Here is a 12,197-nt window from a genome sequence, read left to right as displayed (position 1 = left end):
TAAAAATATATTACTTTATATCAAAATTCATTTTATATAACTCTATAACATTGTCTATCAATGAATTTATCGTCGCTTTTCCTGTACAATTTATTCTATTTGAAACAAATTTAGCTTTACCTAAATCTACTATTTCATCAACATCAAAATCCAGAATCTGTTTACCATTTACATAAGTAAATCCTACTCCTATTACAACTGCATCCTCTTTTATATCTTCCGATTTTATAAGATTTTGACGTCCTACACATGAAATTACTATATCAGCCATTTTTACTAAGCTAGACAAATCTTTAGTTTTGCTATTTGCATTTATAAGAGTTGCACCTCTATTCATTAACATAGTACATAATGGCTTTCCTACATGATTTGATTTCCCTATAACTAAAGCTATTTTTCCTTCTATATCCACATTATATTGTTCTAATAATGAAATTACGCCTTTAGGTGTTGCCGGAGCTAATTTCTTATCATTTCCTAAGTTTATCTCCCCTATCCATTCTCTAGCAAAACCATCTGCATCTACATTATAGTTTATTGATTCCATAAGTTTTTTAGTATCTAAGTGTTTAAATGTTGGCAATTGAAGTATAACTGGTATTTTTTCTTCATTACATCTATTTATTATATTTAATACATCTTCATTATTGCAATCTTCTTCAAATTTTACAACTTCTACTCTTAGTCCAGCTTTCTCTCCTTCTTTTATTTTACCTTTTATATATCTTGCATTTCCTTCATCATTTGATGCATTTATTATTATAAATTTAGGTCTTTTTCCTATTTCTATCTCTATATTTTTAGTTTCATTTTGATATGTCTTTATTTTTTCTTCACACATTGTTATTCCATCTATTATTGTTGTCATTTTTTTCTCCTACCTTGTATTTTATTATTTATATTATATTAAATAAGATAATACAAATACAATGATTTATTATTTATAAAATTTAACACTTCTACATCCTATTAATAAAAAATCTCTCTTATTTCTATTAGATGACCTTTATTATTTAAAATAACATGTTACCATCTAAAGTTTTTAACTATAAAAATATAGCTTACTAGAATTTAGCATTTTCAATAGTTATATTTAACTAGCACTACTAAGTAATATACTTATATTTGATATCATCTATTATTGATATATATTATATTCTTAGTCATTTACATAATACTCTATCTATATTATAATATTTGTTAGTGGGAACTTATATATTAATATAAGTATTACGCTAGCCCAAATAAAAGCACCTATCTTTTTGATAGGTGCTTTTCTGCTATTATTTATAATATTTAATAATTAATTCTATCTCATATTAACCATCTGCTTAATACACCTTAATTAAATAAATATAACTTTATAAAAATTTCTCTAAAATATGTATATTATTTTGAAAGATGATAATACTTAAAATATGAACGGAAAACATACCTATCTCCCCCAGGTATATTAAAACTACAGTTCCCCCCAACTGTAGTTTTTTGTTTTATAAATATAAAAAAGAACAGATCACAATCTATATATTCTGTTCTTTATGCACTCTATATTAAGCTATAATATTTAATACTTCCGCTTTATTTTCTTCTTCCTCTTCTAAAACTCCAAGTTTTTTAGCAACAAATTTAGTTGTACTTGCCTGAACTATTAAAGTTATCAGTATTGTCATAAATACAACTGATGATATTATCTCATATCCTGGAACTTTCATAGAAACTATTATTCCTGATAGTGCTGCTGGTATAACACCTGTTTCTCTTACCCACATCATAAATAATTTTTCTTTAAATGTCCATTTTGCATTTTTATCAAATAATGTAGATACCAATATTACAAGTGGTCTTGCTATAAACATTAACACAATTACTATTAATAATGATGGTGCCCAATATTTTGCAAGTGCTTCTAAATTCACTTGTGTACCAAGTACTACGAATATTGCCATACGAGCTAATGATCCTATATTTTCAGAAAAACAATGATCTGAATTAAAATCTATTTCTGGTATCCAAAGCCCAAATAACTTTTTATTACCTGATATTAATCCTGCTATAAATACTGCCATATATCCACTTCCATGTAACATAGTAGCTATTTCATAAGCTAAAGCTACCTTTAACACTGACATTATAGGAGCATATGAGTGGAATATTCCTACTCTTTTATCTGATACTAATGCAGTTAAAATATATCCTACAATTATGCCTGTACTTATACCTACTGCAGTAGATATTACAAGTTCTTTTATACTTTCCATTGCAGAAAATTCACCGCTAGTCACAACTGCAAGTAATGTAGATACTAATATAGCTCCTACAGCATCATTAAATGCTGACTCACTAACTACAGTTTGTTTTATCTTATCTTTTATAGTAACTTGTTTAAAAACTGGTATAAGTGCCGCTGGATCAGTAGATGCTATTACAGATCCTAAAAGTAAAGCTGTTAATATAGGTAATCCAAATACTTTACTTGATACTAATCCTACTGTAAGTGCAGATATTACAACTCCTACAGTTGCTAGCATACCTACACTAATTTTAACTTTATTCAGTACTCTTAAGTTTATTTCTTTTCCACCTTCAAATAATATAAATGCCGACCCAAAAGTAAGTATAAGATTATTTTCTATTGGAAAAGCTTGTACACTTATTAAGTTTAATAATGAAGGTCCTATTATAATTCCTGCTAATAAATAAAGTATTACATCTGGTAACTTTATAATTTCACTTAATTTACCTAATACTATACCTGTTATAGCTATAGCTGCAAATATTAAAAGTAAATTGTTGGTTGCTATTGCTTCAACTGTATTTTCCACTATATATCTCATCTCCTATTTATATTAAAATTATCAATTTATAAACGATCGTTTTATGATAGAGATGATTATATTCCTCTAAAATGTAAGAGTCAATATTTTATTTATTTTTCTTACTATTCAATTTAATCAGTATTTTTAACAAATAAAATGTTTACGTTAACATTGATATTTTTATATCATCCTTTACATTGACGAAATTTTGCTATCTTTAATTTTTCTAATTCAAATCATATAAATAACTTTTTGTATTTAATTTTTTATTTGATAAAACTTATTTATCATAATATCTATTCAAAATTTCACATCTTTTTGTTATTTTTTTATCTATATATATTTTTTTAATTAATTGAATATTATCTACGCATTAGTTCCAAATTTTTATTTCTTAGTATTATATTACCAAATAACCTGTTCATATAAAATTTACTTATATTCTTATCATTTATAAAAAATTTTTTAATCATTAATACAATACTCTATTTAATTTATTTTATTTTATTCTATAAAATAAATAACCATCTAAATTGTAAGTTTAGATGGTTATTATAATTTATTTAATTATGTTTGCTTCTTTCTAAAGCTAAATTTCTAACTTCTACCCTACGTTTTTTTGATAACTCAGCTAAAGCTGTAAAAAGTACATCTGTTGATGAGTTAAGTGCAGTTTCACAAGAATCTTGTATTACTCCAACTATAAATCCAACACCAACAACTTGCATTGCTACATCATTTGGTATACCAAATAAGCTACATGCAAGAGGTACCAATAATAATGAGCCTCCTGCTACACCAGACGCACCACAAGCACTTACAGCAGATAGTAAACTAAGTAATAAAGCCATTCCTATATCGACTTTAATACCAAGAGTATGAACTGCTGCGAGAGTCAATACTGATATAGTAATAGCAGCACCTCCCATATTTATAGTTGCTCCTAAAGGTATCGATACAGAATATGTATCTTTATCTAGATTTAATTCTTGGCATAATCTCATATTTACAGGAATATTAGCTGCTGAACTACGAGTAAAAAATGCTGTAATCCCACTATTTTTTAAGCATTTAAAAACTAACGGATATGGATTTTTGCGTATTCCTAAATATACTATTATTGGATTTATTACAATCGCTACAAATACCATACACCCAACTAATAAAACTATTAATTGACCATATCCAAATAAAGTGTCCAATCCTTGTGTAGCTATACTATCAAATACAAGGCCCATTATCCCAAATGGTGCAAAGTTTATTATCCATCTAACAATTTGAGATAAAGCATCTGCAATGTTACTTATCACAGTTTTAGTAGATTCTGCTGCATTTCTCAATGCTAAACCAAGTAGTATAGACCATGATAATATACCTATATAATTTGCATTAAATAATGCATTTATAGGATTATCAACTACATTCATAAGTAAACTTTTTAACACCTCTATAACTCCACCAGGAGGAGTTACATCACTGATTTCAGCACCAAGTGTAAGATTTATAGGAAATATAAAGCTTGCTACAACAGCAGTAAGACCTGCAAAAAATGTTCCTATTAAATAAAGAATTATTATAGATTTCATATTAGTTTTTTGACCACTTTTATGTTGAGATATTGCTGTCGTTACTAAGAAAAATACCAATATTGGGGCAATTGCTTTCAAAGCTCCTACGAACAATGAACCAAATATTACTATCGGGCTAGCAAATTCTGGAATTGTTAATGCTAATATAACACCAATTATTAATCCGATTAAAATTCGTTTTACTAAACTTATTTTGTTCCATCTTGCAAATAGTTCGCTCATTATTACCTCCTTAATATTTAATATAAGTACATAAAAATAGAAAGCTCCCATTTTATCATTAATATGCTTTTCTATACTATAAATACTATTAAGGATTCTTATATTCTATTACACTTTTTAATTCATAAAGCTTATCTTATTTACAATTATACTATTTGGTAAAATAACCCATGGTCTGTACAATAGAAATATAATTTTCCGTGACCAGATTTACGGAATCTAAATTGCATATTCCATTCTGGGTACTGTTTCGTAATAAGAGCTCTGTCACCCTTTACGTATGCAACAAAAGATATATAATGTTCCTTTGTCATTTCATGATTAGTTGTAACATATAACTCATCTTCTACAGGTTCTATATCAAGTTTATGTCCTTCTTCCGCCTTCTTTGCAACCAGTTGGTCTAATGTTTTTCCACAACAAGATATTGTAGCATTTCCGGTAGCTGTCATTAAATTCCCACATTGTGGACATACATAAAATTTTAATTTGTTCATATTTCCTCCTACTAAATCGTTTAAATTTATCTGACCCGATAATATTTGATCAATACTTACACCTAATATTTGTGATAATTCTGGAAGTAAAGAAATATCAGGACATCCTAAACCTCTTTCCCATTTACTTATTGTTTTATCACTTATATTCATTAAATCAGCTATTTGCTTTTGAGTCATTTTCTTATCTTTTCTTAATTCATATATTAAACTTCCAATTTTTTTACAATCCATCATTATCACCTCTTAATATTAATTTAAGCTACTTTATAATACAATTCAATAAACTAAACGTAGAGTTATTTTTATATTTATAAGTATTTGCATCTCTCATTTAATTAATTATCTTGATTTTATATACTAATATAGACTTTTAATATAATCCATTTATTAGATAATAAGAAAAGCTTATTAGCCAATTACTAATAAGCTTTTCTTATTATTTAATCTATAAATGTTACAACATCTTCTAAAGGCTTTCTAGATGGTTGTTTTGGAGTATCATCTTCTGCAACCCCTAAAGAAATCATAGACATTAATTCATATCCTTCTTTTTCAAATCCTATAAGATTCTCTATTTCCTTTTTTGAATGTGTTGGGCCTGTCATATAACAACTTCCATATCCCATTTGAGTTGCTGCTAATAAAATATTTTCCACTGCAGCTCCAATTCCTTGTGCTGCTGATTGAGGAGATACTAATACATCTAGAACCTCTTGTGGAGCATTATTTTCCTTTAATATTTTATATTCTATCATCTTATATTCACATGAATACACTATTATCACTACAGGAGCATGTTTAAAACATGTATAATAGTTTATTGTACTCATATGTCTTTTAAAGTCTTTTTCATTCTTTGCAAGCTGTCCTATCTTTTCATGATTTTTAGTTACTATATCTGCCATTTTATTTATTATATCTTTGTTTTGTAATACTACAAAGTGCCAATTTTGCTGATGCTTTGGAGATGGTGCATAAGTTCCTGCTTTTAACAGTTCAACTATATCTTCTTTTGGTACAGGTATATCTTTAAATTGTCTTACACTTTTACGGTTGTATATGAAATCTAAGTTTGCCATATTATTTTCTCCTCTTGTATAACTAGTTTAATTTCAAAGTAATTATATAATTATAGATATTCTATGTCAAATTTTAAAGATTATAAACTTATCTATTCACTTTTTGTACCTAGCTAAAAGTACAACATGATTTATTACAATAAAAAAGATATTAGCATTTTTGCCAATATCTTTTTTAATTTAAATATTTATTTCAGTAAAAATTTAAATTTATGAAGCTTTATTAATGTGTAACCTCTCTTTTAAATTTTTGTAGTATGTCCTAAATAAAGACGAAATCACAATAACTCCAAGGGCTATTGCTCCACTTGCTAAAAGAACATTAGCTCCTGTAGTAAAAGCTAATTGAAAATCTCCCTCTACAACATAAGACATTGTATTATATAGTCCAAGACCTGGTATTAATGTTATTATTCCAGGAACTATAAATAATATAGTAGGTTTTTTCATCTTTCTTGCTAATATTTCACTTAGTAAAGCTGCAATAGATGCTCCTATAAAATTCGAAGTCATCATATCAATATTAATTCTCATTAAAAGTACATATATTACCCATGATATCATTCCTATACCACCAGCTACATAAAGTGTTTTCTTAGGAGAGTTCAAAAATACTGCAAACCCAACTGCTGCTAAATATGAAAATATCACATGTATATACATAGGCATCCAAATCATTATAATACGCCTCCAAATCTAACATATATATTCATTGCTATACCTACACCTACTGCAATAGCTGTGGCAATAATTCCTGCATCAATCGCTCGTCCTACTCCTGACATAAGCTCTCCTGATACTAAATCTCTTATAGCCTTTATAAATGGTACTCCTGGTAAAAGTGGCATTATAGACCCTACTATCAACATCTTTGGTGTATTTAGTATTCCAATCTCTACAAGACCTACTCCGCAAAGACCTATAATTATTGACGATACTAATGTAGCAAAAACAGGTATATTACTTATTTTCTTAACTTCATTATATATAATCATAGCCATTACTGATGTTATAAGAGTTAGCATAAATGTTAATACATCATCCCCTCCAGCTAATACAGCAAAACTAGAAGAACCAATTGCTGTCCATATATTTACAGCTCTTTGTGTATGTGGTGATTTTTCTTCTAGATTTTTTAATTCTTTTATTGCATTACCTACTGACATGTCAGCTTGACTAACAAACCTTCTAGAAAAATCATTTAATAAGTCTATTTTATTTAAATTTATACATCTACTTTCTATTACTTTCATAAATGTATATCCATCAAATCTATCATCAGATATTATAATTGTGTTAGGCGCCACAAATACATTTATATGAGTAAATCCTCGTGAACTACAAATTCTTTTTACAGTATCATCCACCCTATACGTTTCAGCTCCATTGCTAAGCATAAGTTGACCTATAAATGTAGCTAACCTTAAAACATCTTTTTTATATTCGTGAGTATTTTTCTCAATCATAAATTTCATCCTCATTCATTATTTTTTATTAAAATTAAATTATATCACTTCAATTCAAATGTATAAAGTAATATTTTTTATCTTTATAATATTTTATACATATTTAATTATATTTAACCTTTAATACATTTATATTCATTATAAATCAAAAATACCCATATCCAATGGATATGAGTATTATAAAATTTCAATACTTAATATAATCTTTAAATTTAAACTCTATAATTTACAATCTTTAAATTCTTTTATCAAGAATAATCCTATTATAATCATTGACACTATATCTGCTAACGGCTGAGCTGCCCATACTCCATTTAGTCCAAAGTACTTCGGTACTAGCAATATTAATGGTATAAATACAATAACTTGTCTTAATAAACTAAGTACTATTGATTTTTTTGCACTACCTATCGATTGGAAATAAACCGTTCCTAATATGCATATACCTATTGCAGGTAGTGTTAATGAGTAAATAGATATTCCATTTAATGCTAACTCCATAAGTCTAGCATCTTTAGTAAATATACTTATAAACTGTTTAGGGAATAATAAAATCGATATAAGCCCAAATGATAAAATTCCAATTGCCCCTAATATTCCTATTGATAATGCTTTTTTAGATCTATCAAATTGCTTAGCACCATAATTATATGCAATTATAGTTTGCATACCTTGACTTATTCCATATACAGGCATCATAAATAATAAGTTTATAGATGTTATAGCTGTCATAGCACCTATTGCTAAATCTCCACCATATAATTTTAGAACTTTATTAGTTATTAAATGTATAAATCCTGACGCAAGTTCCATACAAAATGGTGTTAAAGCTATTACTACAATTCCCTTTATTATTTTTGATTCTATTCTTATATTTTTTAATTTTAACTTTAAATTTGATTTACCAAAAGTAAAGTAATATCCTGACCATAAACAAATTACTAACTGACATATTACAGTTCCTACTGCTGCTCCTTTAATCCCCATATTAAATCCAAATATAAATATTGGATCTAGTATTAAATTAAGTAGGCAACCTATTATCATCATATTAGATGCAAGTTTAGGATTTCCTTCAGCTCTTATGACACTGTTCATTGCAAATCCTGGTAAGTTAAACCATGCACCACACATTATTACACTCATATAATCCATTGAGTATTTTATGGTATCATTACTCGCTCCAAAGAAGTATAGTATATCTTCTAAGTAGAATACTGATATTATCATCATTACTATACCAACTAATAATTCTATTGCTATAGTATTACCTAATGATTTTTCAGCTTCTTCTTTATTTCCTTCTCCTAGTTTAATTGCTATATTTGTACTTCCCCCAACTGCAAGACCAACACAAAATGCACCTAGTATTGTAAGTATTGGCATTGTAACGCCAAGTCCAGATATAGCCAATGCTCCTATATCTTTCATAGAACCTATAAATGCTCTATCCACTGTATTGTATAAAGACGTTATCATCATCGCTAAAATAGCTGGTACTGAATATTTTATAATTAAACGCCAAATTTTCTCTTCTTTTAATTCATCTTTTATTACTACTTGACTTTCCATATAAATCTCCTAAACTAACATATCATAAGTTAAACATACAGGCTTGTTATTTCTAGGGTCTTCAACTATCTCAGCATCTATATTGAATAACTCTTTTAAGTTTTCTTTTGTCATAACTTCATGAGCAGTTCCTTGGCAAACTACTTGTCCTTTTTTTACACCTATCATATTGTCTGCAAATCTAGCAGCATTGTTAAGTTCATGTATAACCATGACTATAGTTGTACCTTGCTTTTTATTTAACTCTTCTAATAACTTTAGTATTTCTAATTGATGAGCTAAATCTAAATATGTTGTTGGCTCATCAAGTATAAGTATTTCAGTTTGTTGAGCTAGTGCCATAGCTATCCAAGCTCTTTGTCTTTGCCCTCCTGATAAAGCTTCTATAGGTCTATCTCTAAATTCTTCTATTCCAGTTGATTTAAGTGCCCATGTTACTATATCTTCATCTTCTTTTCTCATTTTTCCAAATCCCTTTTGATGAGGGAATCTTCCGTAAGCTATTAACTCTTCTACTGTAAGCCCGCTTGGTGCTTGTGGACTTTGAGGTAAAACCGCCATTACTTTAGCCAAGTCCTTTGGACTTTGTTCTTTTATATTTATATTATTTACAAATATATCTCCACTTTTTGCTTGTATAATTCTTGCTATTGTTTTTAATATTGTAGATTTACCACAACCATTTGAACCTATTATTGTAGTTATTTTACCTTTTGGTATATCTAAATTTAAATCTTTTACTATATCTAAATTTCCATAAGAAATGTTTAAGTTTTTAGTACTTATACAGCTCATAGTTATCTCCTTTTAAGTCTAATTTTATATATTATCTAGTCTGCTAACATTAGATAAATAAAGTATGGTACACCTATTATCGCTACTACTATACCAACTGATAATTCTCTAGGTGCTATTATATTTCTTGCTATAGTATCTGCCACTAAAAGTATTGTACTTCCTACAAGTGCTGCCGTAGGTATTAATTTTTTATGTTTTGGTCCTACTAACTTTCTTGCTATATGAGGTGCAACTAATCCTAAAAATCCGATACTTCCTGCTACAGACGTTGCAACCCCTGCTAGTACAACTGCAAGTATTATTAATTTTACTCTTTCTTTTTCTACTTCTACACCTAAACCAGTGGCTACTTCATCACCTAAGTTTAGTGCATCTAAATATCTTGATTTATACATTGCTAATAAAGTAATTACTAATATAAATGGTAAAACTGCTATAACATAATTCCAGTTAGTTCCCCATATACTTCCGTTTGTCCAAGCCATTACTCTATTAAATTCTTGTGTAGTAAATCTTAATTGGAAAATAGTAAGTATTGATGTAAAGGCTATATTTATACCTATCCCTACTAATAATAATCTTGATGAATTTATTCCGTTTTTCCATGCAAGTATATATATTAAAAATGCTCCAAATAATGCACCACTAAGAGCTACTATTGGCATTGTAAATATTGTAAGGTTACTTACACCATCATATACATTTCCATTCATTAAGAATATATATATAACAACGAATAATGCAGCTCCTGAGTTTATACCAAGTATCCCTGAGTCTGCTAAATCATTTTTCGTAACACCTTGAAGTATAGTACCAGCTACTGCTAATGCTGTTCCTACAAGTATTCCAATTACTATTCTAGGTAATCTTAATTTAAATATTGCTATTTCGTGTGCTTTTGTGCCTTGTCCTATTAATGTTTTTATAACATCACCAGGTGATATTGATAATGAACCCATATTTAAACTAATTAAAAAAGTCCCAAATATCATTGCTACTAATATAGCAATAACTATTATAAATTTTTTATTTTTCTTTATATTCATAATCTATTTTGTATCCTTTCTAACAAGATAGATAAATACTGGTACTCCTAATAATGCAGTTAATGAACCTATTGGAGTTTCATATGGTGGGTTTATCATTCTTGCTAAAATATCACTATATACTAGTAAAACCGAACCAAATACCATGGAACTTGGTATTATATATTTATAATCTGCACCAACTATTCCTCTTACTATTTGTGGAATTATAAGTCCTACAAAAACTATATTACCTGCAACAGAAACAGACGCACCAGTTAATAATATTACTAGTAATATACTTATAAATCTTATTTTATTTGTTTTTTGTCCTAATCCTATAGCTATTTCTTCACCCAAGCTTAGTATAGTTATTTTAGGTGCCATAAGTATTGCTCCAATTAAAGCTCCTCCTCCTATTATGGCAAGTAGTGTTATACTACTCCACTTTGCTCCAGTTACTCCTCCCGATATCCAGAACGTAAGCTGTTGAGATAAGTTAAAGTACATTGATATACCCATAGCTAATGATATTAATAATGTACCCAATGCCGTTCCTGCCAGCGCAAGTTTTACAGGGTCTACTTTTCTCATACTTCTTGAACTTACAAAATAAACTAAAAGTCCACTTATACTTGCACCTGCAAATGCAAACATCATCATTGTAAAACTACTTATTATTAAATCTGGAAACATTCTTTGTATAACTAAAGCCACAGCTATCATAAATGTAGCACCTTGTGTTATCCCCATTACAGATGGTTCTGCTATAGGATTTCTAGTTATACCTTGCATTATTGCACCTGCTACTGCTAAAAATCCTCCTACAAGAGCTGCTGCAATAGCTCTAGGTATTCTTACATCTCTAATTATTTTAGTATTTATATCATTACTATCATGTAATATACTATTGACTATTGTTGATAAGTCTATATTTTTTGCTCCTAAAGAAATAGAGGTTCCTATTCCAACTAGTAACAATACTATACCTACAAGCATAAGTATATATGCGACTTTCTTTCTATTAATCTTTTTCATTTATCCTCCATAAATTTACATATATTTACCTCTAAATATAAATAGTAGGTGAAAAGATATTTATACCCTTTCACCTACTATTTATCTATAAG

General features: G+C 28.3%; 11 protein-coding genes. All 11 read right to left on the bottom strand.

Annotated features, from left to right (window positions below):
- Positions 1-10: 10 nt before the first annotated feature.
- Entirely contained in the window at positions 11-868 is an 858-nt protein-coding gene (locus CRIB_RS01340; RefSeq protein WP_180702774.1) for a bifunctional 5,10-methylenetetrahydrofolate dehydrogenase/5,10-methenyltetrahydrofolate cyclohydrolase, read from the bottom strand.
- Positions 869-1,550: 682 nt separating this feature from the next.
- Positions 1,551-2,822 carry a cation:proton antiporter gene (locus CRIB_RS01335; protein ID WP_180702773.1) on the bottom strand — a complete coding sequence of 424 codons (1,272 nt, stop codon included), beginning with the start codon at positions 2,820-2,822 and terminating at the stop codon, positions 1,551-1,553.
- 557 nt (positions 2,823-3,379) lie between these two features.
- On the bottom strand, positions 3,380-4,627 hold the full coding sequence (gene sstT, locus CRIB_RS01330) for a serine/threonine transporter SstT (RefSeq protein ID WP_180702772.1): 1,248 nt from the start codon (positions 4,625-4,627) through the stop codon (positions 3,380-3,382).
- A gap of 146 nt (positions 4,628-4,773) precedes the next feature.
- Positions 4,774-5,358 (bottom strand): helix-turn-helix domain-containing protein, encoded by a 585-nt coding sequence (locus CRIB_RS01325; RefSeq protein ID WP_180702771.1) that lies wholly within the window; start codon positions 5,356-5,358, stop codon positions 4,774-4,776.
- Between the two features lie 209 nt (positions 5,359-5,567).
- Complete coding sequence (locus CRIB_RS01320; RefSeq protein WP_180702770.1) at positions 5,568-6,206, bottom strand: nitroreductase family protein; 639 nt, start codon at positions 6,204-6,206, stop codon at positions 5,568-5,570.
- 210 nt (positions 6,207-6,416) lie between these two features.
- Positions 6,417-6,884: a threonine/serine exporter family protein gene (locus CRIB_RS01315; protein WP_180702769.1), complete on the bottom strand. Its 468-nt coding sequence runs from the start codon at positions 6,882-6,884 to the stop codon at positions 6,417-6,419.
- Positions 6,884-7,672 (bottom strand): threonine/serine exporter family protein, encoded by a 789-nt coding sequence (locus tag CRIB_RS01310; protein ID WP_180702768.1) that lies wholly within the window; start codon positions 7,670-7,672, stop codon positions 6,884-6,886. Before CRIB_RS01310 ends, CRIB_RS01315 begins: the two co-directional genes overlap by 1 nt.
- A 219-nt stretch (positions 7,673-7,891) precedes the next feature.
- Positions 7,892-9,244 carry an MATE family efflux transporter gene (locus CRIB_RS01305; protein WP_180702767.1) on the bottom strand — a complete coding sequence of 451 codons (1,353 nt, stop codon included), beginning with the start codon at positions 9,242-9,244 and terminating at the stop codon, positions 7,892-7,894.
- Between the two features lie 9 nt (positions 9,245-9,253).
- A complete protein-coding gene (locus CRIB_RS01300) occupies positions 9,254-10,039 on the bottom strand; it encodes an ABC transporter ATP-binding protein (RefSeq protein ID WP_180702766.1) in 786 nt (261 codons plus the stop codon).
- A gap of 35 nt (positions 10,040-10,074) precedes the next feature.
- Positions 10,075-11,088 carry a FecCD family ABC transporter permease gene (locus CRIB_RS01295; protein ID WP_180702765.1) on the bottom strand — a complete coding sequence of 338 codons (1,014 nt, stop codon included), beginning with the start codon at positions 11,086-11,088 and terminating at the stop codon, positions 10,075-10,077.
- Between the two features lie 3 nt (positions 11,089-11,091).
- Positions 11,092-12,105 carry a FecCD family ABC transporter permease gene (locus tag CRIB_RS01290; protein ID WP_180702764.1) on the bottom strand — a complete coding sequence of 338 codons (1,014 nt, stop codon included), beginning with the start codon at positions 12,103-12,105 and terminating at the stop codon, positions 11,092-11,094.
- Between the last annotated feature and the right edge of the window lie 92 nt (positions 12,106-12,197).

Source organism: Romboutsia ilealis, from assembly GCF_900015215.1.
Classification (GTDB): domain Bacteria; phylum Bacillota; class Clostridia; order Peptostreptococcales; family Peptostreptococcaceae; genus Romboutsia; species Romboutsia ilealis.
Note: the sequence above shows the minus strand (reverse complement) of the source record. Positions and strands in the feature narration are given on the sequence as shown.